This is a genomic window from Rhodococcus sp. OK302, from assembly GCF_002245895.1.
Lineage (GTDB): Bacteria > Actinomycetota > Actinomycetes > Mycobacteriales > Mycobacteriaceae > Rhodococcus_F.
This window is the reverse complement of record NZ_NPJZ01000001.1, coordinates 5127638-5153488: the sequence shown is the minus strand read 5'-3', so window position 1 is coordinate 5153488 and position 25851 is coordinate 5127638. Positions and strand designations below refer to the sequence as shown.

The following is a 25851-nucleotide window of genomic DNA, read 5'->3' as shown; positions in this document are numbered from 1 at the left end:
ATCACGGGCACTGAACGGTGTAATTCCAATCGGTGTAGTTGGGTCCGGTGACACGGACCAGTACGGACGACGCGAGCCCCGGCGGAACGTTGACGACCAGCGCACCGGTTCCCTGGTTGATGTCGTCGCCGACGTACCCGGTGCTCTGGATGAGCCTGCCTTCGTAGAAGACCTCGATCAGGTCCGGGATGCTGTAGGTCTCGTAACCCACAACGAACGAGGTCGGACCGCCCCGGCCGATCTGATGTTTGGTACTGGTGATGCCGGCGCCGCCGGAAATAGTCGATGCGTTGCAACCCTGTGTCGGTGTAAACGATCCGCCGCCGCCACTGCCGCTCGCCAAACCGTTGAGAATTGCGCGGGGATCGCCGTTGGCCAGGCCGTTTGCAATGTCCCGGGCGCTGGTGGCACCGGCGGCCAGACCTCCCAGGACGGCGTTGACATCGCCGGTGGCAATACCGTCGGTAATGTCACCGATGCTGCCGCTGGCGATGCCGTTCGCAATATCGTTTCCGGCGTCGCCGATGCTGCCGTTGATCGTGGCGATTCCGCCGTCCACGCTTCCTTCAATTCCCGGTTGAGCGGACGCTGTGGCCGGCACCACGAGGGCAACCGCTGCTCCGATGGTGGCCGCGGCGGCCAGAGTACGAACGCTGCTGTATCGAAAACCCAACTTGTTCAACATGATTCCTCCGGAGAGTGATTGTGGGAAACCCTTCGCCACGATCATTTCAGCGGGGCGGATCGATGAGTATCCTTCGTTCGGCGGACAACAGCCATGCCCGAGAAGGTCTCGGCTGTGACTGTGTCGCTGGTCTCGAGTTCAGAGGCCGTCGCAGATCTGCCGGGTCTCACCTGACGGGCAAATTCGCTCACAGCGGGGGAGTCACTAGGATCATGGGGTGACCAGTGCATCCCCAGAGAACCCTCAGACCCCCGCCGACGCCCTCCCCAAAAGCTGGGACCCCAGCGCTGTAGAGGCTGATTTGTATCAGGGTTGGGTGGATGCGGGCTACTTCCAGGCCGACGCGTCCAGCGACAAGCCCGGCTACTCGATCGTGCTCCCGCCGCCGAATGTGACGGGCAGCCTGCACATGGGCCATGCGCTTGATCACACCCTCATGGATGTGTTGAGCCGTCGCAAGCGGATGCAGGGCTACGAGGTTCTGTGGCTGCCGGGCATGGATCACGCCGGTATTGCGACGCAGTCTGTCGTGGAGAAGCAGCTGGCAGCCGAGGGCAAGAAGAAGGAAGACCTCGGACGCGAAGCGTTCATCGAGAAGGTCTGGGACTGGAAGCGTGAGTCCGGCGGCACCATCGGCGGCCAGATGCGCCGTATCGGCGACGGCGTCGACTGGAGCCGCGAGCGCTTCACGATGGACGAGAACCTCTCGCGCTCCGTGCAGACCATTTTCAAGCGGATGTTCGACGAGGGCCTGATCTATCGCGCCGAGCGCCTGGTCAACTGGTCGCCCGTGCTGCAGACCGCGATCTCCGACATCGAGGTCAAGTTCGAGGACGTCGAGGGGGAGCTTGTTTCCCTCCGTTACGGCTCCCTCAACGACAACGAGCCGCACGTGATCGTTGCCACCACTCGCGTCGAAACGATGCTCGGTGACACCGCCGTCGCCGTGCACCCGGAAGACGAGCGCTACAAGCATCTGCTCGGCACCACCCTCGAGCACCCGATCACCGGCCGTCAGATCCCGATCATCGCCGACGATTACGTCGACCCCGAGTTCGGTACCGGCGCCGTCAAGATCACGCCCGCCCATGATCCCAATGACTTCGAGATGGGTATGCGGCACAACCTGCCCATGCCCACGATCATGGACAAGGCCGGCAAGATCGCCGATACGGGAACCGAATTCGACGGCATGGACCGTTTCGAGGCCCGCGTCAAGGTTCGTGAGGCACTCGCCGAACAGGGGCGCGTCGTCGCCGAGAAGCGTCCGTACCTGCACAGCGTCGGACATTCCGAGCGTAGTGGTGAAGCCATCGAGCCGCGCCTGTCGCTGCAGTGGTGGGTCAAGGTCGAGGGTCTGGCCAAGGCTGCGGGTGACGCAGTTCGTAACGGCGACACCGTGATTCACCCGGCCAGCCAGGAACCGCGTTGGTTCGACTGGGTCGACAACATGCACGACTGGTGCATTTCGCGTCAGCTGTGGTGGGGTCACCGCATCCCCGTCTGGTACGGACCCGAAGGTGAAGTTGCCAGCTTCGGTCCCGACGAAACCGCCCCCGAAGGCTGGGTCCAGGACCCCGACGTTCTCGACACCTGGTTCTCGTCCGGCCTGTGGCCCTTCTCGACGATGGGCTGGCCCGAGAACACAGCGGAACTCGAAAAGTTCTACCCCACCAGTGTTTTGGTGACGGGTTACGACATCCTGTTCTTCTGGGTCGCCCGCATGATGATGTTCGGCACGTACGTGTCGGAGGACGAGTCCATTACCGCGGGACCCGGCAAGTCCGGTCCGCAGGTTCCGTTCAAGGACGTGTTCCTGCACGGTCTGGTTCGCGACCAGTTCGGCAAGAAGATGTCGAAGTCGCGTGGCAACGGTATCGATCCGCTGGACTGGGTCGAGCGTTTCGGCGCCGACGCCCTGCGCTTCACCCTCGCCCGCGGTGCCAACCCGGGCAGTGACCTCTCGGTCGGTGAGGATTCTGCGCAGTCCTCGCGTAACTTCGCCACGAAGCTGTTCAACGCCACCAAGTTCGCGCTCATGAACGGCGCCGCACCGGCACCGTTGCCGGCGCGCAGTGAGCTTACCGACGCCGACCGCTGGATTCTCGATCGTCTGGACGTTGTTGCAGCCGAGGCTGATTCGGCGTTCGATCGCTACGAGTTCAGCAAGGCCTGCGAAGGCCTGTTCCACTTCGCGTGGGACGAGGTCTGTGACTGGTACCTCGAACTGGCCAAGGTTCAGTTCGCCGGTGACGAGACCACCGCGGCCAACACCCGCGCTGTCCTCGGCAACGTGCTCGACGCACTGCTTCGTCTGCTGCACCCCGTCATTCCGTTCGTCACGGAAACCCTGTGGAAGGTGCTCACCGGCGGCGAGTCCGTCGTCGTCGCAGACTGGCCGACTCAGTCCGGCGAAGCCGTCGACACCGCGGCTGCTACCCGGATCGAAGACACCCAGCGTTTGATCACCGAGGTTCGACGCTTCCGAAACGATCAGGGCCTCAAGCCTTCTCAGAAGGTGCCGGCTCGGGCATCGGGACTGTCCGAAGCTGGACTGGACGGCCAGTTCGCCTACGTCCAGGCGCTCGCGAAGCTGACAGAGCCCGAAGAGGGCTTCGAGGCATCCATCTCGGTGGAGGTGCGACTGAGTCAGGGAACCGTGACAGTCGACATCGACACCTCCGGCACCATCGACCTCGGCGCCGAGAAGAAGCGACTCGAGAAGGACCTGACCGCGGCGCAGAAGGAACTCGTCACCGCGGACAACAAGCTTGCCAATGAAGCGTTCCTCGCGAAGGCACCCGACGCCGTCGTCGACAAGATCAAATCGCGTCGTCAGATCGCCATCGAAGAGATCGAGCGCATCACCAACCGTTTGAAGGAGCTGGGCGACAAGTGAGCTCGGGAGAGCCCCCGCAGTTCGGGGAATCGGAATTCGGGGATTTCGGTGCAGTACCGCTCAGTTCGGTGCCGACACCGGTAGATATCGCCGAGTTGGCGTTGGTCGAAGCAGAACTCGACAAGCGTTGGCCGGAAACCAAGATGGAGCCGTCGCTGACGCGCATCGAAGCCCTCATGGATGTGCTCGGGTCGCCGCAGCACAACTATCCGGCCGTGCACGTCACCGGCACCAACGGCAAGACGTCGGTGACGCGCATGATCGATTCGCTCATGAGCGCACTGCATCGTCGTACCGGCCGCACCACCAGTCCGCATCTGCAGATCGCCACCGAGCGGATCAGCATCGACGGTCAGCCGATCTCGCCGCGGCTTTATGTCGACACGTACCGCGAGATCGAGCCGTACGTGCAGATGATCGATCAGCAGTCCGAGGCGGCCGGGGGACCGGCGATGAGCAAGTTCGAGGTGCTCACCGCCATGGCGTACGCCGCTTTTGCGGAAGCGCCGGTCGACGTGGCCGTTGTCGAGGTCGGTCTGGGCGGACGGTGGGATGCCACCAACGTCATCGACGGACAGGTCGCGGTGATCACCCCGATCAGCCTCGATCACGCCGAGTACCTGGGCAGTGATCTCGGCGGTATCGCCGAGGAGAAGGCCGGGATCATCAAGAAGGGCCGCGAAGGTCTGGTTCCGCTCGACACCGTCGCGATCATCGCGGAGCAGACCCCCGAGGTCATGGAGGTTCTGCTGCGACGTGCCGTCGAAACCGATGCAGCAGTTGCTCGTGAAGGTTCCGAATTCAAGGTGCTCGGCCGCCAGATCGCAGTCGGTGGGCAGCAGCTGGAACTTCAGGGTCTCAGTGGCGTCTACACCGAGATCTTCCTGCCGCTCCACGGTGAACATCAGGCCCGCAACGCAGTACTCGCGTTGGCAGCCGTCGAGGCATTCTTCGGCGCCGGACCGGATCGCCAGCTTGATCAGGATGCAATCCGCTCCGGGTTTGCGTCCGTCGTGAATCCTGGTCGCCTCGAACGAGTTCGGAGCGCGCCGACGGTTTTCCTCGACGCGGCTCACAACCCGGACGGTGCTCGTGCGCTCGCTGCGGCACTCGCCGCGGAGTTCGACTTCCGCAAGCTCGTCGGAGTTGTCAGCGTCATGGCAGACAAGGACGTCGACGCGATCTTGACGGCGTTCGAGTCCGTCTTCGACGAGATTGTCGTGACCCACAACGGCTCGCCGCGTGCGATGGACGTCGAGGAACTCGCGAACATCGCCGTCGCCAAGTTCGGTGACGAACGCGTCGTCGTAGTGCCGCTGTTGGTGGACGCTTTGGAGACCGCCATTGAAATGGCGGAGCAGGTTGCCGAGCCCGGCGAAGCGGTATCCGGGGCCGGTGTCGTGGTGACCGGATCTGTGGTTACTGCAGGCGCAGCCCGCACATTGTTCGGAAAGGACCCAGCGTGAGTACCCCGTCAGAACCGAGTTCGACGCCGGATGGACAGTTCGGTCCGCCGACGAAGGATCCGTGGAAGGGCTTCCGCGGCGTCATGGCGGGAACGCTGATCGTCGAGTCGATCGTGGTGTTCCTGACGATTCCGGTCGTGCAGGTTGTCGGTGGGGGACTCACCTGGTTCAGCGGTACCTACATCATCGGGCTGGGCTTTCTGATGATTCTGGGCGGCGGCATTCAGGGACGACCCTGGGCGATCTGGTACAACGTCGCCTTGCAGGTACTTCTGGTCCTCGGCGTCTTCATTCACGTCTCGATCGGTGTGATGGGACTCGTGTTCGGCCTCGTCTGGGCTTACCTGGTCTACCTGCGAAGAGACATCGCGCAACGAATGGAGAAGGGCCTGCTTCCGGGTCAGCGCGACTGACCATTTAGGCTGACCAACGTGACTGAGCGCACCCTCGTACTGATCAAGCCCGATGCCGTTGCCCGTGGATACGTGGGAGAAATCCTGAGTCGTATCGAACGCAAGGGCCTTACCATCGCAGCACTCGACCTTCGGGTTGCTTCCGAAGACGTGGCTGGTAGCCACTATGCGGAACACGCCGAGCGTCCGTTCTACCCGAGCTTGTTGGAGTTCATCACCTCCGGTCCGCTGGTTGCCGTAGTGCTCGAAGGCCCCCGTGCCATTGCAGCTTTCCGTCAGCTTGCCGGCGGAACCGACCCGGTGGAGAAGGCGCTACCAGGAACAATCCGCGGAGACTTCGGTCTCGAGTCACAGCAGAACCTGGTCCACGGAAGCGATTCCGTCGAGTCCGCAGAGCGCGAAATCGCACTCTGGTTCCCGGCGCTCTCTTCCATCTGATTTTTTGTACGCTTAACCCGAACGGCACTGATCCCACATCGGTGCGCCCTTGCAGTAACGGGTGCACGGATGTGGGATACTGCTATCAGTTGGACCGCAAATTTGTTGTACGCGCGTTCAACCGGATGGCACTAGGTTCGATGTGACACAGGTTCGATGCCCTTTCATCGCTGCTACCGGTCAACAGGAAATCCCTGGACCCGTGCACGCTGGATGATCAGGCGCTCGAGTTGCGGATCACTGCCATCCAGCCAGGCACTTCATGCGTCCGCAGTGATTAACGGGCATTACGGACCATGCGGAGCGAGACCTTTACAATCTCGTACTCACTTCTGAGTGCGAGTACACACAGCGCGCCCCTGCGTGGCCGCGTGACAACTCGATTGCAGAGTTGGACGCGCCCGGGGGCTGAGGAGACTTACGTGGCCGATCAAGCCCCAACAGAATCACAATCAAACGAAACCCCGGTCTTTCCGGACAAGATGCGCGTCCACGCGCTGGCGAAGATGCTGGGACTCACCAGCAAGCAGGTACTTGCCGAGGCAACTGCGCTCGGAACCGAAGTGCGCAGTGCTCAGTCGAGCCTGAACCGTGACATGGCAGAACGCATTCATGCATCGCTTCAGTCCGTAGCCGAAGCAATCGAGCCGGTTGTCGCCGAACTCGACGCGCTGATCGACCCCGTCGTCGAAAAGCCCGTTGTCGAAGAGCCCGTCGAAAAGCCTGTTGCAGAGAAGCCGGTTCGTGCCCGGCGCTCGCGCAAGAAGGTTGTAGTCGAAGAGCCTGCAGTCGAAGAGCCTGCAGTCGTCGATCCCGCAGTTGCCGAGATCACAGCAGATCTGGATGCAGCAGCGGCCTTGCAGAGCAAGGAAGCTGAGCAGTCCGATCTGTTCACGTCCTTCGAACGCCCCCAGGCACAGCCGTCCAAGGCTGCGCCCGCACCGGCGCAGGTACCGCTGTTCCTTCAGCCTGACCCCGAAGCCGTCGAGGTGGCGCCGCGTCGTCGTCGTGCGCGTCGTGAGCCGGCTGCACCCGTAGTTACCCCGGAATCGACGGCAACGCCGATCGAAACCGAGATCGCAGAACCGGAGACGGCAGTAGTCGAGCCGGCACCGGAGACCATCACTTCGGCACAAACCGAAGGCGAAAGCGCCGAAGCCGATTCCGACGAGGATGAGGACGGCCAGCCGCGTCGCCGTCGTCGTGGACGTCGTGGCCGTGGCCGCGGCCGTGGCGAGCAGGCGGGCGAGCAGGGCGACGACGAGTCCGAGTCTTCGGAAGCAGAGCCGGAATCGGCTCCCGAAGCCACCCAGGCTCCGGCTGTGAGCGCCTCAGCTGACAACGCCGAGGAAAGGTCGGACGAGACCGCCGAGTCCGAGTCCGAGAATGCTGACGATTCCGACCTCGATGCCGACGGCACCAACCGTCGTCGTCGTCGCCGTCGTCGTCGCAAGACCGGCACCGACACCGCTGCCGACGCCACCGTCGTATCGGAAGACGATCCGCCGAATACCGTCGTTCACGAGCGCGAACCTCGTACCAAGACTCGCGTCGTCAAGGACGAAGTCCAGGGCATCAGTGGCTCGACGCGTCTCGAAGCGAAGCGTCAGCGTCGCCGCGACGGTCGGGATGCCGGTCGTCGTCGTCCGCCGATTCTGACCGAGTCCGAGTTCCTGGCACGCCGTGAGGCCGTCGATCGTGTGATGGTTGTTCGTGATCGCGCGGACAGCGGTCAGCCGCATGCCACCACGCAGGTCGCGGTTCTCGAAGACGGCGTTCTCGTCGAGCATTTCGTCACCAACTCGGCAGCTGCCTCGATGGTCGGCAACGTGTACCTGGGCCGTGTCCAGAACGTGCTGCCCAGCATGGAGGCTGCGTTCATCGACATCGGACGCGGTCGTAACGGCGTCCTGTACGCCGGCGAGGTCAACTGGGAAGCTGCCGGTCTCGGTGGCAATTCCCGCAAGATCGAGCAGGCTCTCAAGCCGGGCGATCAGGTTCTGGTGCAGGTCAGCAAGGATCCGGTCGGGCACAAGGGTGCTCGCCTGACCACGCAGATCTCGCTGGCCGGCCGATTCCTGGTGTACGTGCCGGGAGGTTCGTCCACCGGTATCAGCCGCAAGCTGCCCGACACGGAGCGCAAGCGTCTCAAGGAAATCCTGCGCGACATCGTTCCGGCCGACGCCGGCGTGATCATCCGCACTGCCTCCGAAGGCGTCAGCGAAGAAGAGTTGGCGCGCGACGTCACTCGTCTGCAGTCTCAGTGGGCCGGCATCGAAGAGCAGGCCGCAGCGGCGGACACCGGCAAGTCCGGTCAGCCGCAGGCACTGTACGAAGAGCCGGACATGCTGGTCAAGGTGATTCGCGACCTGTTCAACGAGGACTTCTCCAAGTTGGTCATCGAAGGCGAGAAGGCGCACACGACGGTTGAGAATTACATCAACTCCGTTGCTCCCGACCTGCTGCCGCGACTCGAGAAGTACACGCCGAACAACAACATCGACGTGTTCCAGGCCCGTCGCATCGACGAGCAGTTGGCCAAGGCACTCGACCGCAAGGTGTGGCTGCCGTCCGGCGGCACCCTGGTGATCGACCGCACCGAGGCCATGACGGTTGTCGACGTGAACACCGGCAAGTTCACCGGAGCGGGTGGCAACCTCGAAGAGACCGTCACGCGAAACAACCTCGAAGCTGCCGAAGAGATCGTTCGCCAGATGCGCCTGCGGGACATCGGCGGAATGATCGTCGTCGACTTCATCGACATGGTCCTCGAATCGAACCGGGATCTTGTCCTGCGTCGTCTCACCGAATGCCTGGGCCGCGATCGCACGCGCCACCAGGTATCCGAGGTCACCTCGCTGGGCTTGGTTCAGATGACGCGTAAGAAGCTGGGCACCGGATTGGTCGAGGCATTCTCGACTACCTGCGAGCACTGCCATGGCCGCGGCATCATCGTGCATTCCGAGCCGGTCGAGGTGAAGTCGGCCGACGACGGTGGATCACGGTCCGGTTCACAGCGCAGCGAGCCGGGAACGTCGCGCAAGAACAAGCGCGGCCGCGCCGACAAGCCCGCGCAGAGCGAATCCAACGGCCAGGAAGCGCCGGCGGTCGAGGTTCCGCCCGTCGACGCGACCGTCAAGCGTGCTCATCCTGTCGCCCTGGCGATGGCTTCGCATCACGACGAAGACGGCAATGTAGCAGCGGACGCTACCTCGGAGTTCGATGCTTCCAAAAGCGTCGAACGTGCGGATTCGGCTGTTGCCGATTCTGGCCGGGTTGCTGATGTTGTTGTGGATAATGTTGCGGCGCAGTCCGATACAACCCAGCGTGACGCGACTGAGCGTCAGGACGGACAGGCGGGGGTCGAATCCGCTCCGCGGGGTCGTCGTCGCAGCCGTCGGGCGTCTCGGGCAGCATCGGCACCCGTCACGGAGGCGCCCGAGGTGGGCGCGGTCTTCGTGATGCCGACGCCGGAACCAGTCGCAGAGGTCGTGGCAGAGGTTGTCGCGGCACCAGTGGCAGAACCGGCAGTGGCAGCCGTCTCGGCGCCGGTGGAAGATGACGTCGTGGTGGTCAAGAGGCCTCGTCGTCGCCGCGCAGCAGCACGTCCGGCCGGTCCTCCGGTCGAAGGCGAGTAGAGAACTACCTTCTTTCGGATGGCTGGATGTCCGCGCACTTTGTGGCGGGCATCCAGCCGTGGTCCGAAGTTTCCGCTGGTAGAAGCAGTAAATGTACGATCGATTTACCCCTCGGCGGGGCGGTTTGACCATGACGGTTGCTTTCCCGTAACCTTGCATAGTCGCCACCCGGCGGTAGAGATTCCGTGTGCCTAGAGTGCATGAGAATCTCCAGGTACTGACTGTTTATTGGTTCAGTACCGAGCCGAGGTGACATAAACCAGACCAGTCGCGATGCATTTGAAGCCTCAAGGCAGCAGCGCGAGCAAGTTCGAAGAAGCAAGGGGTAGCCCTCCGATGGCAACGTACGCGATCGTCAAGACCGGCGGAAAGCAGTACAAGGTCGCTGTTGGTGACCTCGTCAAGGTCGAGAAGATCGAGGGTGAGCCCGGCACTGCTGTCTCGCTTGCTCCCGTTCTCGTGGTTGACGGATCTGACCTGACTGCCGACGCCGCCAAGTTGGCGAACGTCTCGGTCACCAGTGAGATTGTCGAGCACACCAAGGGCCCGAAGATCCGCATTCACAAGTTCAAGAACAAGACGGGTTACCACAAGCGTCAGGGCCACAGGCAGCCGCTTACCGTGATCAAGATCACGAGCATCAAGTAACCCGTTCTTTTCAGCTGATTTCACCCGAGGAGGGTCAACAACATGGCACATAAGAAGGGTGCATCCAGCTCCCGTAACGGTCGCGATTCAAACTCTCAGCGCCTCGGCGTGAAGCGTTTCGGCGGCCAGTCGGTCAGCGCAGGCGAAATCCTGGTTCGCCAGCGCGGCACGCACTTCCACCCCGGCGTTAACGTCGGCCGTGGCGGCGACGACACCCTGTTCGCTCTCGCTGCCGGTGCAGTCGAGTTCGGCCAGAAGCGTGGACGCAAGACCGTGAACATCGTTCCGGCCGTCGTTGCGGTTGAGGTCTAGTCTTTCTCGCTAGTAGTACGCTTTCGGTTGCGCTCCTGTAGTAGCGCCGAAACGTGTTCAAGCTCCCAATAGGGGCGGACCAGGGTTGAAATAACCTGGTCCGCCCCTATTGTTTGTTTAAGCAGTCCTGTTTGTTTGTCCCGAGCAACCCTGCTCACCAGAAGTTCAGCTCATCGCGTGAGACCCGCAATTGACTGAGGAAGGATCCGGCAGTCATGTCCCGATTCATTGACCGTGTTGTGCTGCACGTCAGCGCTGGAAGAGGCGGCAATGGTTGTGCCTCCGTTCACCGTGAGAAGTTCAAGCCGCTCGGTGGACCCGACGGCGCAAACGGTGGACGCGGCGGCGATGTAGTTCTCGTCGTCGCCGAGAACATCCACACCCTCCTCGACTTCCACTTCCACCCCAATGCGAAGGCCACCAACGGCAAGCAGGGAGCCGGAAGCAACCGCGAGGGCGCAAACGGTGAGGACCTCATCCTCAAGGTTCCCGACGGAACCGTCGTACTCGACACCAAGGGCAACATCCTCGCCGATATGGTCGGCGTCGGGACGCGTTACGACGCTGCTCAGGGTGGACGCGGTGGCCTCGGCAATGCTGCATTGTCCTCGAAGGCCCGCAAGGCTCCCGGTTTCGCGCTTCTCGGTGAAGACGGTGTCGAGCGCGATCTGGTTCTCGAACTCAAATCAGTCGCCGACGTCGGACTGCTCGGATTCCCGTCCGCCGGCAAGTCGTCGCTGGTCTCCGTGCTCTCGGCCGCAAAGCCGAAGATCGCCGACTACCCCTTCACGACTCTCGTCCCCAACCTCGGCGTCGTCTCGAGCGGTGAAACCACATTCACCGTCGCCGACGTGCCTGGTCTGATTCCCGGTGCCAGCGAGGGACGCGGTTTGGGTCTCGACTTCCTGCGCCACATCGAGCGTTGCGCCGTGCTGGCTCACGTAATCGACTGCGCGACTCTTGATCCGGGACGCGACCCCATCTCCGACATCGACGCACTCGAAGCGGAACTGGCCGCGTACACGCCGGCACTGTCCGGTGATTCGGGGCTGGGAGATCTCGACAAGCGTCCGCGCGTCGTCATCCTCAACAAGACCGACGTACCCGAAGGTGCGGAGCTGGCCGAAATGGTCACTCCCGAAATCGAAGCTCGCGGATGGCCGGTCTTCACGATCTCGGCAGTAACCCGAGAAGGTTTGCGTCCGTTGACATTCGCATTGGCGAAGATGGTCCTCGACTACCGTGAGGCCAATCCCAAGCCGGAGCCCAGCCGTCAGATCATTCGTCCGGTCGTGGTCAAGGACTCCAGCTTCACCGTCGAGAAGGATCCCGACGTGCCCGGTGGATTTGTCGTCCGCGGTACCCGCCCGGAGCGGTGGATCCGTCAGACTGCATTCGACAACGACGAAGCCGTCGGCTACCTCGCCGACCGTCTCGCTCGGTTGGGCGTCGAAACTGCGCTGGTCAAGAAGGGTGCACAGCCCGGAGCGTCCGTCACCATCGGTGACGTCAGCTTCGACTGGGAGCCGCAGACGCCGGCCGGTATCGACCTCACCCGTACGGGCCGCGGTACCGATCCGCGACTCGATCAGGTCGAGCGCATCGGCGCCGACGAGCGTAAGCACGCTCGCCGCGTCCGTCGCGGGCTGCTCGACGAAGACAACTGATCCAGAAGTAACCGGATACCGGCGAGACCAGAAGCGAGGGAACGGGACTGTGCTCGGTTCCACCAGGGAGTCGATTGCGTCGGCTCACAGCATTGTCGTGAAGATCGGGTCGTCCGCGCTCACCAGTTTGGTCGCGGGACTCGATACTCACCGACTGGACCTGCTGGCCGACGCCATCGAAGCCCGCATGCGTGCGGGCTCCGATGTTGTCGTCGTGTCGTCCGGCGCTGTCGGTGCCGGGTTGGCACCGCTCGGGCTGACCAAGCGACCTCGGGATCTCGCAACCAAGCAGGCTGCTGCCAGCGTCGGACAATTGGCGCTGGCACACGCCTGGGGTACTTCCTTCGCGCGGTACGACCGCACTGTCGGGCAGGTGCTGCTCACCGCCGACGACATCGCGCGGCGTACGCAACACCGCAATGCCCAGCGCACTCTCGATCGCCTGCGAGCTTTGCATGCGGTGGCCATTGTCAACGAAAACGACACTGTCGCAACAACCGAGCTTCGATTCGGTGACAATGATCGATTGGCTGCATTGGTTGCGCACCTGGTCGGCGCCGACGCTCTGATTCTTCTGTCCGACGTCGACGGGCTCTACGACGGTGATCCCCGAAAGGGTGACGCCACACTGATTTCCGAGGTCAACAGCCCCGAGGATCTGGACGGCGTTGTCGCCGGTTCCGGTGGAGCTTTGGGCACTGGGGGAATGGCTTCCAAGCTCTCGGCCGCTCGTCTTGCTGCAGACTCCGGAGTACCTGTTCTACTGGCCGCGGCATCCGATGCGGCGCAGGCCCTCAGTGGCGCTGATGTCGGAACTGCTTTTGCAGCGCGTCCCACCAGGCTGTCTGCCAGGCGCTTTTGGGTGCGCCATGCTGCCGATACTCAAGGTGACTTGCATCTCGACGAGGGTGCTGTCAGCGCCGTTGTGGGCAAGCGTCGAAGCTTGCTCTCGGCCGGAATCGTCGGTGTGTCAGGCGATTTCCATGCCGGCGACGTCGTGTCGCTCATGGGGCCGGGGGAGAAGCCCGTAGCCCGCGGTGTTGTGGCCTTCGATGCGTCGGAGATCGAAGACATTCTGGGACGCTCTACCGCCGAACTGCCCGCGGAGATGCAACGCCCCGTCGTTCATGCCGACGACTTGGTCGCCCTGTAGGTTTCACTGGTTTCAAGTGCGGAAAGTGCTTCGGTACAGCCGATTTCGAGTTTCAGATCTGCGAACTCGTCGCCGCGGGTGTGCCCACGGTTGACTATCGCAATCGGCTTGCCGGCCTTCGCGGCGTAGCGCACAAACCGTAGTCCCGACATGACGGTCAACGAGGATCCGGCAACCAGCACCGCGTCGGCTGCGTCAACCATGCTGTAGGCGCGGGCAACCCGCTCTTTGGGGACAGACTCCCCGAAATACACGATGTCCGGCTTGAGGATGCCGCCGCATACCGCGCAATCCACTACACGGAAATGTGCTGTCGATTCGATGACGGCATCCGCGTCGGGTGCGATCTCCACTCCTTGTGCAGCAGCAACAGTTTCGGCAAACCCGGGGTTTGCTTCGTCCAGTCGCTCGGCAAGCGTGGTGCGGGAGATCAACTTCTGGCAGTCCAGGCACCGAACCTGCGCGTAGGTGCCATGTAGATCGATGACGTTGCGAGCCCCGGCTTTGGTGTGCAGGAGGTCGACATTCTGGGTGATGACCCCGACGGCCTGACCACTACGCTCGAGCGAAGCCACCGCTCGGTGCCCGAGGTTGGGACGGGCACCGTCCATGAACCGCCAGCCGATGTGGTTGCGCGCCCAGTAGTGACGACGGAACGCGGAGTCGCCGATGAACTGTTGAAATGTCATCGGGTTGCGGGGAGGAGAATCGGGTCCGCGGTAGTCAGGGATCCCTGAATCGGTGGAGATGCCGGCCCCAGTCACGATGGCTAGGCGTCGGCCTGACAGGAGTTCGGTCAGAGCGTCGAGTCCGGCGTTGCTGGTGTGCACGGGTTCCAGGATAGGCGCGTCGGTCGCCTGCCGAGCCAGGGCGGGTAGGACGCAGTGTGGAACTCGGCGGCCTCGGGTAGTCCTCCTTGGAGTACAACGACGAGGAGTAGTCATGTTCGGGATTACGCTGCCCATAGTGTGGGATGGGGCTACCTTTGGCTTTACTCCCTGGAACCAGTTTGCCCAAGCGTGGAACTCCGGAGCTTTCGCGTCATAGGCAGCCGTAGGTCAGTAACCGGCGATCGGATCCACGAGGGCTGCGAGAGTTTCACCCTTCGCGAAGCGGGCCACGTTCTTGCTGACGTGATCGGCAAACGCGGCGGGGCGAACGCCCGGCGGATTGGAATCGTGCGGCGTGATGATGGCATTGGTCAAGTCCCACAAAGGGTGGCCGTCGGGGAGCGGTTCGGGCTCGGTGACGTCGAGTCCGGCGCCGCCGATGCGCTCTGTCTCGATGGCCTCGACGAGGGCATCGGTGTCGACCAGTGAACCGCGCGCGACATTGATAACCCACGAATGCGGCCGCATCTGCGCAAGCTGAGCACGGCCCACGAGGTGCCGCGTCTCTGGCGTGGCGGGCGCTGCAATGACGAAGTGGTCTGCACGAGAATAGATTTCATCCATCTTCGATGCGGGGAAGGTTGCGATGGCTCCGGGTACCGGACTACCGCTGCGATTGACCGCGATGCTGTCCGCCCCCTGTGCGGCCAGCATCGGGATCAACGCGCGACCGATTCCACCGGCTCCGATAATTGCGACGGTCGAACCACGCAGAGTGCCGATTTTCGGGAAGAACTCGAACTGACGCCACGTCTTTGCCTCGATGTGCGCGGGCAGGTGGCGAACTCCAGCCAAGAGCAACATCAACGCGTGTTCTGCCACCGAGGCCGAGAATGCGCCGGCAGCAGACGTCCACGTGATGTCGGTGTCCTTGGGAATCACCTTGGCCTCGAACCAGTCCTCGATCCCGGCCGAGGGCAGCTGCACCCATCGGATCGACGGGGGCAATACTCTCGGAAACGAATTTGGCAAACCAGCCCAGATCAGGGCGTCGGCAGATTCGATCGGACTGATCACGCCGCCGCCCCAGAGCACTGCGCTGTCGAGCAGTGCATCGGGGGCGGGGCCGATAGCTACGCGGGGTGAAGTGTCAGGCGCCATGGCTTGACGTTACGCGGGCACCTCGACGAGTGGGTAGATTCCGTTCTCATCGTGTACTTCACGCCCGGTGACCGGGGGATTGAACACGCACAACATGCGCATCTCGGTGGCCGGTTCAACGCGATGACGCTCATGGCCGTCGAGTAGGTACATCGACCCGGGAGCCAGGTCGTATTCCTTGTTGTTGTCCAGGTCGATCAACGTGCCGGTGCCTTCGACGAGCCAGACTGCCTCGACGTGGTTGGCGTAGTGGAACTCGTTGACGGATCCGGCCTTGATGGTGGTCTCGTGGAACGAGAAGCCGACGCGGTCGCCGCCGAGAACGATGCGCTTGCTGCGCCAGTTTCCGTCCTCGCTGGAGACGTCGCGGTCTGTGCCGGAAATTTCGGTGGTGGTGCGAACGATCATGGGGGAGTCCTTCCCTTAGCTGCAGACCTTGAGCGTCGCTTCGGCCAGAATGGAGAGGCCGTGCTCGAGCTCCTCATCGGTAATCGTCAGTGCTGGAAGCAGTTTCACTACCTGGTCGGACGGGCCGGAGGTTTCCGCCAGCAATCCCTCGTCGAATGCCAGTTGGCAGACCTTGCCGGCCCGTTCGGGTTGTTCGAAGACAAGGCCCTGGACCAGACCGCGTCCGCGGGTCGAGACCTCACCGGGGAATTGATCGGCGAGATTTGCGAAGCACTCGCTGATGCGGGCGCCCTTCTTCAGGGTCGTTTTGGTGAGCGCACCGTCGGACCAGTAGTGATCGAGTGCCACCTTGGATGTGACAAACGCGGGGTTGTTTCCGCGGAAGGTTCCGTTGTGCTCGCCGGGACCCCAGACGTCGAGTTCACGCTTGAACAGTGTGAGCGCCATGGGCATTCCGTAGCCGCCGATGGATTTGGACAGCGTGACGATGTCGGGAACGATTCCGGCTTCCTCGAACGAGAAGAACGGACCCGTACGGCCGCAACCCATCTGGACGTCGTCGACGATCAGCAGGATTCCGCGATCGGAGCATAGCGTTGCGAGTGCCCGAAGCCATTCGGGGCGAGCGACATTGACGCCGCCTTCGCCCTGCACGGTCTCGACGATGACGGCTGCGGGACGGTTGAATCCGCTGCCGGAATCATCGAGCACGCGTGAGAACCACTGGAAATCCTCGGTGACGCCGTCGAAGTAGTTGTCGAACGGCATCGGCGTTGTGTGCACCAGCGGAACACCGGCACCGGCCCGTTTCATCGAGTTGCCCGTCACCGAGAGCGCTCCCAGCGTCATGCCGTGAAAAGCGTTGGTGAAGTTGATGATTGCCGATCGTCCGGTGACCTTGCGGGCGAGCTTGAGTGCGGCTTCGACGGCATTCGTTCCGGTGGGCCCGGGAAACTGGACTTTGTAGTCGAGGCCACGTGGCTCGAGGATGTTGCGCTGAAAGGTTTCCAGGAACTCACGTTTGGCGACAGTCGACATGTCGAGGCCGTGGGTGATGCCGTCGCTCATGATGTAGTCGACCAGTGCTGATTTCAGGACCGGGTTGTTGTGTCCGTAGTTGAGTGCGCCGGCGCCGGCGAAGAAATCCAGGTAGTCGCGCCCGCTCTCGTCACGGATCCATGATCCGGAAGCGCTGGTGAACACTGCCGGCCAATCACGGCAGTAGCTGCGAACTTCGGACTCGAGCGTCTCGAAAATGCTTGCTTCGTTGATGTTCATATCTTCTTTGTTCCTCCGGGGCATGCTGTGTACCCAGCGCGCAACGCGCTAGGCGCCGATGCGGAAAAGATCTTCGGCTTCGTGTCCATCGGGAAAATCATTGGGCGAGAACAAACTCTGCCGACTGATCGGTAATTCGCGTCTTCGTGCGAGCGCGGTGAAGAGTGCGATCGAAGCCTCGTTGTCGGGGCTGATCGTCGTCTCCAGATGTGTAACACCCAGTGGCGCTGTGCGATCCATCAATGCTGACAGCATGCGGCCGGCAATTGCCTTACCGCGCTGGTCTTCATCAACCGCGACTTGCCATACGAACAGGGTTTCCTGTGCGCTGGGCCGGGCGTAGCCGGAAACAAATCCGACAACACGTCCGTCTACTTCCGCAACAATCGATGTTGCGCTGAAATCCCTGCACCACAACAGGTATGCATAACTCGAATTGAGGTCGAGCACCTTCGAATCTCGTGCGATCTGCCAGAGCCGGACTCCGTCATCGATCTGTGGGCTTCGCAGTAACACCGCGTCCGGCGCGGTGGTCGGGATAGCTCTCGTATCAACAGGCTTCATCTGTCATCTGAACGTAACAAGCATTGCTGCAGAAGTCATGCAGATGTCCGTTTCGGGCCTTGGGTAACCGGGTACGGCGCAGGTGACAGCATGAATGTGAGGGTGGTCACATTATGTAACTATTGGTGTTGTCGGAGCGACTATTTCGGGCTTGCGAGCGCCAACGGAAGCACTGAATGTGCACCGGCTTGACGCAATGTGCGGGCCGCCATCGTGAAAGTCCAACCGGTATCGGCGAGTGCATCTACCAGGAGTACGGGCCCTTGATGCGCGCTCATGTCCGGAACATCCCACGCGTCAACCAATCCGGCGACGCGATAGGCCGAGTTGGCGGCCGAGACGGGTGGATGTTCAGGCCGAAGGTGAAGGACGCCGAGGTCGGTGAGTCGCCCGACCTGAGCCAACTTCGCCGAAAGGCTCCGGACAAGGATTGGGTGAGTTGACGATTCAAGCGCCATCACGCCGGTGGGTCGATCAGTCCAATCCCACGCTGCCAGAACACTGATGCAAGCACTGACTACTGCATCGGGTACCTCGGCGTCGGGTCCGTCGAGCAATGCGCGCAGGCGCTGGCCCCAGCCGAGGTCCGACAGGCGTCCGAGAATGCGTCCGGATTCGGGACCGTCCTTGATCTTTCCGGACAGGTTGACTCCCAGCTTGCTCAGTCCCGTCGGCCACATCTTGCGTGGTTCGAGGTCGAAACCGGGGCGCTGCAGGCGTGCCCGAGTCTCGTCGAGCGCGGCGGTATCGACTGTTGTGTCGTACCGCTGACCGGTGCAGTTGTCGCAACGACCGCACTGCGAGTTTTCCGGGGTGAGGCCGGGATCGTCGAGTTGTTCACGGAGAAAGGTCATTCGGCAGGTTGTGATGTTCTGGAATTCGACCATAGCGGCCTGCTCGGCCTGGCGAGCTTCCTCGAGGCGGCCATAGCGCAGCGCGTCGTATACCCACGGTTCTCCGGTGCTGATCCAGCCGCCCTTGACGCGTTTGACCGCCCCGTCGACATCGAGGACTTTCAAGACCATTTCGAGCCGGGTGCGGTTGAGCTCGACCAAGGGTTCCAATGCCGGTGTCGACGTGGCCTTTTCGGTGTCGAGGTGCTCGATGACACTGCGGACCAGGTGTTCACGCGGGAACGCAACGGACGCGAAGTAGCTCCAGATCTGCTTGTCCTCGGAGCCCGGAAGCAAGATCACGTCGGCGCGATCGGTGGAACGACCGGCGCGGCCGACCTGCTGGTAGTAAGAGATCGGTGACGACGGTGCACCGAGGTGGATCACGAAGCCGAGATCAGGCTTGTCGAAACCCATTCCGAGAGCAGACGTCGCAACGAGGGCTTTGACACGATTCCCGAGCAGATCCTGCTCGAGGGATTCACGCTCGGTGGGATCGGTTTGGCCGGTGTACGCGGCGACAGTGTGGCCACGCTCGGACAGTAGGCTCGCCAGATCGCGGGCTGCCGACACGGTGAGGGTGTAGATGATGCCGGAACCTGGCAAGGTGTCGAGGATCTGAGCGAGCCAGGCCGCGCGCGCTGTTGCCTCCGGAATGTGAACAACAGAGAGGTGTAGTGATTCGCGTTCGAGTCCGCCGCGCAGAATCAGTGTTTCTTCGCCGCCCACTCCCAGTTGTGCGGACACATCGGCGACGACGCGGTCGTTGGCCGTCGCAGTTGTCGCGAGGACAGGAATGCCGTCACCGAGTTCGGCGATCAACGTCCGGATACGCCGGTAATCCGGACGGAAGTCGTGACCCCAGTCGGACACGCAGTGAGCCTCGTCCACCACAACGAGACCCGCATCGGCTGCCAGTGACGGCAGAACCTGGTCCCGGAAGTCCGGGTTGTTGAGACGCTCGGGGCTGACGAGCAGAACGTCGAGATCATTCGCGGCGACGCGGGCGTGGATGTCGTCCCATTCGGTCATGTTGCCGGAGTTGATGGTGGCCGCACGCACACCCGCCCGTTCAGCGGAGGCGACCTGGTTGCGCATGAGCGCCAAGAGAGGGGAGACGATGACCGTCGGACCGTGCCCAGCAGCACGCAGGAGCTTTGCGGAGATGAAGTACACCGCCGACTTACCCCAGCCGGTCCGCTGCACCACAAGAGCGCGCTTGCGCTGAACCACCAGGGCCTCGATAGCGATCCACTGGTCCTCACGCAGGCAGGCATCGGGCCCGGCGAGTTCGCGGAGCAGACGCTCGGCTTCGTCGCGCAGTACGGGGGCAGTGGTGGTGGTCATGCCTCCCATGGTGCATGACCCCTCCGACACATGCGTATTTCAGACCTTGTCGATGGGCTGCTGAAGTTCGGTGACCCAGCCGTCGACGTCCTCCGTGTAAGCCAAGGTCACCTCGCGACTTGGTCCTGCATGGCGATACCCGGCTTCGTCGATCCACCGGGCAAGTGCCTGGTAGGCGGGTAGGCAGTTCTCCATCGAGCCCTTGTGGAGCAGCGTCGCCATCTGCGGTTGGCCCGGAAGATCGGTCACAGTGAAGTCGTATTCGTCACTGGGGACCGCGTCTACCGGCAAAGCGGCATGCACGACGACGTTCTCTTCGTCGCCGGCGTCCTCGTAGTACGCGATTGCCGGGCCGGTGGGGATGAGTCCGGCTCGACCCAGATCTGAGCTGAGCTTGCCGTACAGCCCCTGAACAACGGGACCGATGGACAACGGCTCCATGGACTTGGCGATACCGGTCAACTCCGCCACTCGCACGGCAGGAACCGGCTTGACCACAACTTCGTAGGTAGACATCTTTCCCTCACTCTCGATGATGCGTAGGCGTGCCTGGACGTGTGCCAGTCGCGCCGTGTCTTCCTGGATTCGGGTCTCGAGCTCAGCGCGGCGAAGCGTGAGCATGCCGCGAATCTCGTCGACGCTCACGGCCGACTCCACCACCTGCTGAACCTGAGCGAGCGTGAGTCCCAGGTCCTTCAATGCCACGATTCGGTTGAGCAACGCCAATTGGCCCGCGGTGTACGAGCGGTATCCCGTGGACGCATCTACTTTGACTGGGGTGAGCAGGCCGATGGCGTCGTAGTGGCGAAGCATCCGCACGGACACACGGCCGGCTCTCGCGAAGTCCCCGATGCTCAGCATGATTACCTCTATTTTCTGACGTGAATTACCGACACATTCAGTTCTACGGCCTCACACGGTGTGAGAGTCAAGCCGAGCTTTCCAGCACATCCTCGATCGTGTTTCGTGTGGGCGACGACGCAGCCGCGCCGTGCACTGTCGTTGCGAGGCTCCCCGCCGCGCAAGCAAAATGCAGCGCGCGCGATCGGTCGAGTATCCATTCCACGGCAAAGGCGCCGGTGAAGGCGTCGCCTGCGCCGGTGGTGTCGACAGGCGTGACTTTTGGCGAATCCGCGTGGGCGGTGCTGTCTCGGCTGCGCAGATCGGCGCCACCAGCTCCGAGGGTCGTGACCAGGTGCTCGACGCGATCGGTGATCGAGGAGAGCTGTTCCGTCTCGGTCTGATTCACGATCAGGATGTCTACTGCGTCGATCAGTGTGGTCGGAAGCTCTTGTACCGGTGAGGGATTGAGGATGACGGTAGTCCCATTGACCTGAGCGTGCTTTGCTGCGGCAGCTACGGTCGCCAGCGGAATCTCGAGTTGGCACAACAGCACGTCCGCGTTTGCGATGGCGTCGAGATCACTGTCGGTCAACTCCGTGACGGAACCGTTGGCCCCGGCAACAACGATGATGTTGTTCTCGGCATCAGCGTCGACGGTAATTGCCGCAACTCCACTAGGGCCGTTGACAGTGCGCAACAGAGTCGTATCGACACCGGCAGCATTGAGCGTCTGTCGGAGTTCCCGGCCGAAACCGTCGTCGCCGACCGCGCCGATGAAGATGACGTCACCACCGGCCTTGGCGGCGGCAATGGCCTGATTACTTCCTTTGCCGCCGGCCGAGGTGGCGAAGGCAGTGCCCAGCAAGGTTTCACCGGGAACCGGGAATCGGGAGACCGAGGTGGTGAGGTCCATGTTGACGCTGCCGACAACGACGATGCGGGGCTTGCTCATGCGTCGAGGTTATCGGCCTTCGCCTTCTTGCGGCGTACCTTGAGGATGATTCGACGGGCCTCGTCGTTGGTGGCTACTGCCGGCGGCGAACCGTCGAGAGGCTTGCGGGCAGTCTCCGGAATCAGGAGAACTGCGAGACCACCGATGACCGCGGCAATCATCATGTACATCGGTGCAACCAGATCGCTGCCGGTTGCACTTTCGAGAGCTGTCAGCACCAGGGGAGTGGTGCCGCCGAAGATCGATACTGCGAGGTTGTATCCGATTGCCAAGCCGCCGTATCGAATTCCGGTGGGAAAGAGTGCGGGGAGTACCGAGGGGAACACGCCGACGAAGAGGAGGAGAAGTCCGCCCAGGATCGCAAGGCCGAGGAAAACAGTGACGTAGTTGCCGACGCCGATCAGGAGGTAGGCAGGCAACGACAACACGAAGAAGCCGATAAATCCGCTGAGCAGCAAAGGTTTCCGGCCGACACGGTCGGACAACTTGCCGACGTAGCTGATGCCGATCATCATCACGAGCATGACGATGATCATGAGAACAAGACCATGGGATTCGTCGTAACCCAAAGTGTTGGTGAGATAGGTAGGCATGTAGCTGAGCAGGCCGTAGTGGGCGATGTTGTACGTTGCGACAAGCACGATGCACAGAACCAGCGGTCGCCAATTCTCGACGATCGTCTCACGGAGCTTCGTACCGGTGGATTCGTCGGCGAGAGAACGCTCTTCGGCCTGTTCCATCTGCTGAAATGCCGGTGTTTCCTCCAGTCTCAATCGGAGATACAAGCCGATCAGGCCCAGTGGACCGGCGATGAGGAACGGGATGCGCCAACCCCATTGGAGGAGTTCTTCCGGGCTGACCACGGTCTGGATGATCGTGACGATGCCGGCTGCGGCTACATACCCTGCCAGAGTGCCGAATTCGAGGAAGCTGGCAAAGAAGCCGCGACGCTTGTCCGGTGCATATTCGGCGACAAAGGTACTGGCTCCGCCGTATTCGCCGCCGGTGGAGAAGCCTTGCAGAAGTCGAAGGAGAACGAGGAGTATCGGTGCCGCGATTCCGATGGACTCGTAGCTCGGGATAAGGCCGATCCCGAATGTGCTGCCGGCCATCAGAATAATGGTGGTGGCCAGGACCTTCTTGCGTCCGATGCGGTCGCCGAGCGGACCGAAGAACAAGCCGCCCAAAGGTCGGACGATAAACGCCGCGGCAAAAATCGCGAAGGTCGAGAGGAGTTGCGCGCTACCGCTGACCTCCGGGAAGAACACTTTTCCGATAGTGGTGGCTAGATAGGCGTAAACGCCGAAATCGAACCATTCCATGGCATTTCCGAGCATCGTCGCCTTGACGGCCTTCTTGACCGACGCGTTGTCGGTGACGGTGACATCGGGTGATTCGGCCACGTCGAGGGCACTGATCGAGTTCTCTGGTGTTGTCATGACAGCGCTCCCCAGCGCAATCATCGAATCGAGCGGAGCACGTACCTGATGCACGCATCTTTTGTTGCCCACTCGCCGATGCGCCGGTCGGGAACAGAACGTCCGCGTGCCCTCTGGCTCGATGCGACCCCCGTCGCACGGCTCTGGCTCGCGGCAATGTCCGGAGCCCAAGCGGGCTCCGGACTACCGGCAAGTAAGACACCCACGCTATCAAAAGGTAACGCGGAAGCCGAGTCTCGGGTTAGAAAGCCCGGGCGTACTGCGACGGAACCCGGGGTCCCACTTCGGCATTCAGCTCCCGGGCAGCGCGCCGCGCCCAATACGGATCGCGCAGTAGTTCGCGGCCGAGGAGCACGGCGATCGCGCTGCCGTCCTCGATGATTTTCTCGGCTTGTTCGGGTTCGGTGATCAACCCGACTGCGGCAGCGGGGAGCAGAGTTTCATTCTGGATGCGGCGGGCAAACGGAACCTGGTATCCCGGCTCCACCGGGATCTGTACTCCCGGCGAATTGCCGCCGGTGGAGACGTCGATGAGGTCGACCCCGTAGTCGGAGAGGATATTGGCAAGTGCGACAGTCTGATCCGCCGTCCAACTACCAACCTCGAGCCCGCGGTCCTCCGTCAACCAGTCTGTGGCGGACACACGGACGAAGAGCGGTAGCTCAGCAGGCCACACTTCACGAACTGCGGTGAGGATTTCAAGGAGGAATCGGATGCGGTTGTCGAAGCTGCCGCCGTACTGGTCCGTTCGCTTGTTGCTCTCGGGGGAGAGGAATTGGTGGATCAGGTAGCCGTGAGCCGCGTGGATTTCGACGACCTTGAATTCGGCCTTGAGCGCTCGGGTAGCTGCCGCGGCAAAGTCTGCAACCACCTTCGCGATGTCCTCGGTGGTGAGTTCGACGGGTTCCGTGAGGTGACCGAAGGGCGCAGCACTGGGTGCGACGGTCTGCCAGGCAAGGCGGTCGTCGGCATCGAGACTCTTGCCGCCGCGCCAGGGAACTTGCGTCGACGCCTTACGTCCCGCATGTGCCAACTGGATACCGGGAACGGCACCGAAGTACGCGAGTTGCGCGTTGATCTCGGCGAAGGCACGGGCCTGCTGATCGTTCCAGATCCCCAGATCAGCGGCGCTGATCCGGCCGTCGGGGCTCACGGCCGTCGCCTCGGTGAGGATCAGGCCGACGCCGCCGATCGCCCGGCTGACGAGGTGAGTTCGATGCCATTCGTTGGGCACTCCGACCTGGTCACCGATGACATCGGCCGAGTACTGGCACATGGGCGCCATCCACACACGGTTGGGAATGGTGACACCGCGCAGGGTTATTGGCTCGAACAGCAGACTCACGGAAAATGCTCCTGACTGGAAGAATATGGATAAGTAGGTCCCCGACTCGACCGTCGAGTCAGGTGAACTTCTCAACCTCGTGCAACAGCGATCCGAGTCCGAATCATTCCCGAAAGCAGGCTGTCGGGGTCGATGGCTAATGTGTATCTATGACTGCTGTAACTTCTGCCGGACCCACCGCGGGTTCAGACGCTTCCGACACCCGCGCTGTGGTGCACGAGGCCGCTCGCCGCGCCCGTAAGGCCTCGCGCGTTCTGGCCCTGCTGACCACTGCGCAGAAGGACGCCGCGCTCCAGGCCGCAGCCGATGCAGTTCTTGCCGCTACCGATCAGATTCTTGCGGCAAATGCCATCGATATCGACACCGCCAAGACTGCCGGTACCGAGGAATCACTGCTCGACCGTTTGCGCCTGACCGCGGACCGGATCGAGGGCATTGCCTCCGGCTTGCGTCAGGTTGCCGGATTGCCTGATCCCATCGGTGAAGTGCTCCGCGGATCCACCTTGCCCAACGGCTTGGAATTGCGTCAGCAGCGAGTTCCGCTCGGCGTTGTCGGCATGGTCTACGAGGCTCGCCCCAACGTGACGGTCGACGCCTTCGGCCTGACGCTCAAGTCGGGAAATGCTGCGCTGCTTCGTGGTTCGTCGTCAGCAGTCAAGTCCAACGAGGCTCTGGTTGTAGCGTTGCGCGCTTCGTTGGCTGCGCAGATGCTTCCCGAAGATGCAGTTCAGCTCCTGCCCAGCGCAGATCGCTCCACGGTCACCCACCTGATTCAGGCTCGCGGCCTTGTGGACGTCGTCATCCCGCGTGGCGGCGCCGGCCTGATCAGTGCCGTTGTCCGGGACGCCACCGTTCCCACCATCGAGACGGGCGTCGGAAACTGCCATGTCTACGTGCATTCGGCAGCTGATCTGGAGATGGCCGAGAAGATTCTGATCAACTCCAAGACGCGTCGTCCCAGCGTCTGCAACACCGCCGAGACCATCCTGATCGACTCGGCCATCGCGGAGACCGCAGTGCCTCAGCTTCTGCAGGCCCTGCAGATGCACGACGTCGTCGTTCACGGAGATTTGCCCGGTCTGGTTCCCGCGACCGAGGACGACTGGTCGAAGGAATACCTGACACTCGATGTCGCTCTCAAGGTCGTGAAGGATCTTGATGCTGCCGTCGAGCACATCGATCAGTACGGGACCGGACATACCGAAGCTATCGTCACGTCGGATCTCTCGGCCGCCCGCGAGTTCACCGCCCGCGTCGACGCAGCTGCCGTGATGGTCAATGCGTCCACCGCATTCACCGATGGCGAGCAGTTCGGATTCGGCGCCGAGATCGGCATCTCGACACAAAAACTTCATGCACGCGGCCCCATGGGGCTGCCGGAGCTGACGTCCACCAAGTGGATCGTCTGGGGCGACGGACACACCCGCTCCGCCTGAAAAGTTCGCCCAGACTTGTCCCACCTTCAAGGAGTT

At 62.2% G+C, this 25851-nt stretch carries 21 protein-coding genes; 10 read left to right on the top strand and 11 right to left on the bottom strand.

What is annotated here, in order from left to right:
- Window position 1: 1 nt before the first annotated feature.
- Window positions 2-685, bottom strand: a complete 684-nt coding sequence (locus BDB13_RS23655; RefSeq protein ID WP_094275149.1) for a hypothetical protein — start codon at window positions 683-685, stop codon at window positions 2-4.
- A gap of 217 nt (window positions 686-902) precedes the next feature.
- Here BDB13_RS23655 and BDB13_RS23650 point away from each other — a divergent pair, with 217 nt between their 5' ends.
- The 9 genes from BDB13_RS23650 (at window position 903) to proB (ending at window position 13319) form a co-directional block, all read left to right on the top strand.
- Complete coding sequence (locus BDB13_RS23650) at window positions 903-3584, top strand: valine--tRNA ligase (protein WP_094273958.1); 2682 nt, start codon at window positions 903-905, stop codon at window positions 3582-3584.
- A 68-nt stretch (window positions 3585-3652) separates the two neighbouring features.
- Complete coding sequence (gene folC, locus BDB13_RS23645; RefSeq protein ID WP_094275148.1) at window positions 3653-5050, top strand: bifunctional tetrahydrofolate synthase/dihydrofolate synthase; 1398 nt, start codon at window positions 3653-3655, stop codon at window positions 5048-5050.
- Window positions 5047-5463 (top strand): DUF4233 domain-containing protein, encoded by a 417-nt coding sequence (locus BDB13_RS23640; RefSeq protein WP_441347209.1) that lies wholly within the window; start codon window positions 5047-5049, stop codon window positions 5461-5463. Before folC ends, BDB13_RS23640 begins: the two co-directional genes overlap by 4 nt.
- An 18-nt stretch (window positions 5464-5481) precedes the next feature.
- Window positions 5482-5901 (top strand): nucleoside-diphosphate kinase, encoded by a 420-nt coding sequence (gene ndk / locus BDB13_RS23635; RefSeq protein WP_094273957.1) that lies wholly within the window; start codon window positions 5482-5484, stop codon window positions 5899-5901.
- A 422-nt stretch (window positions 5902-6323) separates the two neighbouring features.
- Complete coding sequence (locus BDB13_RS23630; protein WP_094273956.1) at window positions 6324-9539, top strand: translation initiation factor IF-2 N-terminal domain-containing protein; 3216 nt, start codon at window positions 6324-6326, stop codon at window positions 9537-9539.
- 336 nt (window positions 9540-9875) lie between these two features.
- On the top strand, window positions 9876-10187 hold the full coding sequence (rplU, locus tag BDB13_RS23625; protein ID WP_094273955.1) for a 50S ribosomal protein L21: 312 nt from the start codon (window positions 9876-9878) through the stop codon (window positions 10185-10187).
- Window positions 10188-10229: 42 nt separating this feature from the next.
- A complete protein-coding gene (gene rpmA, locus BDB13_RS23620; RefSeq protein ID WP_094273954.1) occupies window positions 10230-10499 on the top strand; it encodes a 50S ribosomal protein L27 in 270 nt (89 codons plus the stop codon).
- Window positions 10500-10714: 215 nt separating this feature from the next.
- Complete coding sequence (gene obgE, locus BDB13_RS23615) at window positions 10715-12166, top strand: GTPase ObgE (RefSeq protein ID WP_094273953.1); 1452 nt, start codon at window positions 10715-10717, stop codon at window positions 12164-12166.
- A 49-nt stretch (window positions 12167-12215) separates the two neighbouring features.
- The gene (gene proB, locus BDB13_RS23610; RefSeq protein ID WP_094273952.1) at window positions 12216-13319 is read left to right on the top strand and encodes a glutamate 5-kinase; all 1104 of its coding nucleotides are present in this window, start codon (window positions 12216-12218) and stop codon (window positions 13317-13319) included.
- Here proB and BDB13_RS23605 read toward each other — a convergent pair.
- The 10 genes from BDB13_RS23605 to BDB13_RS23560 all read right to left on the bottom strand — a co-directional run bounded on the left by BDB13_RS23605 (window position 13292) and on the right by BDB13_RS23560 (window position 24379).
- The gene (locus tag BDB13_RS23605) at window positions 13292-14149 is read right to left on the bottom strand and encodes an NAD-dependent protein deacetylase (protein WP_254922935.1); all 858 of its coding nucleotides are present in this window, start codon (window positions 14147-14149) and stop codon (window positions 13292-13294) included. The two genes, proB and BDB13_RS23605, sit on opposite strands and share 28 nt — an antisense overlap.
- Window positions 14150-14377: 228 nt before the next feature.
- Window positions 14378-15310, bottom strand: a complete 933-nt coding sequence (locus BDB13_RS23600; protein WP_094273950.1) for a D-isomer specific 2-hydroxyacid dehydrogenase family protein — start codon at window positions 15308-15310, stop codon at window positions 14378-14380.
- A gap of 9 nt (window positions 15311-15319) precedes the next feature.
- The gene (locus tag BDB13_RS23595; protein ID WP_094273949.1) at window positions 15320-15718 is read right to left on the bottom strand and encodes an ectoine synthase; all 399 of its coding nucleotides are present in this window, start codon (window positions 15716-15718) and stop codon (window positions 15320-15322) included.
- Between the two features lie 15 nt (window positions 15719-15733).
- Entirely contained in the window at window positions 15734-16996 is a 1263-nt protein-coding gene (gene ectB, locus BDB13_RS23590) for a diaminobutyrate--2-oxoglutarate transaminase (RefSeq protein ID WP_094273948.1), read from the bottom strand.
- A 48-nt stretch (window positions 16997-17044) separates the two neighbouring features.
- A complete protein-coding gene (gene ectA / locus BDB13_RS23585) occupies window positions 17045-17560 on the bottom strand; it encodes a diaminobutyrate acetyltransferase (RefSeq protein WP_094273947.1) in 516 nt (171 codons plus the stop codon).
- Between the two features lie 140 nt (window positions 17561-17700).
- Window positions 17701-19800: a RecQ family ATP-dependent DNA helicase gene (locus tag BDB13_RS23580; RefSeq protein ID WP_094273946.1), complete on the bottom strand. Its 2100-nt coding sequence runs from the start codon at window positions 19798-19800 to the stop codon at window positions 17701-17703.
- A gap of 39 nt (window positions 19801-19839) precedes the next feature.
- Entirely contained in the window at window positions 19840-20661 is an 822-nt protein-coding gene (locus BDB13_RS23575) for a MerR family transcriptional regulator (protein WP_094273945.1), read from the bottom strand.
- A 67-nt stretch (window positions 20662-20728) separates the two neighbouring features.
- Window positions 20729-21595, bottom strand: a complete 867-nt coding sequence (locus BDB13_RS23570) for a ribokinase (RefSeq protein ID WP_094273944.1) — start codon at window positions 21593-21595, stop codon at window positions 20729-20731.
- Window positions 21592-23034: an MFS transporter gene (locus BDB13_RS23565; RefSeq protein ID WP_094275146.1), complete on the bottom strand. Its 1443-nt coding sequence runs from the start codon at window positions 23032-23034 to the stop codon at window positions 21592-21594. The genes BDB13_RS23570 and BDB13_RS23565 overlap by 4 nt, the downstream gene beginning before the upstream one ends.
- A 241-nt stretch (window positions 23035-23275) precedes the next feature.
- Window positions 23276-24379 carry an NADH:flavin oxidoreductase/NADH oxidase gene (locus BDB13_RS23560; RefSeq protein ID WP_094273943.1) on the bottom strand — a complete coding sequence of 368 codons (1104 nt, stop codon included), beginning with the start codon at window positions 24377-24379 and terminating at the stop codon, window positions 23276-23278.
- A 149-nt stretch (window positions 24380-24528) separates the two neighbouring features.
- Here BDB13_RS23560 and BDB13_RS23555 point away from each other — a divergent pair, with 149 nt between their 5' ends.
- Window positions 24529-25815 carry a glutamate-5-semialdehyde dehydrogenase gene (locus tag BDB13_RS23555; protein ID WP_094273942.1) on the top strand — a complete coding sequence of 429 codons (1287 nt, stop codon included), beginning with the start codon at window positions 24529-24531 and terminating at the stop codon, window positions 25813-25815.
- Window positions 25816-25851: the final 36 nt, after the last annotated feature.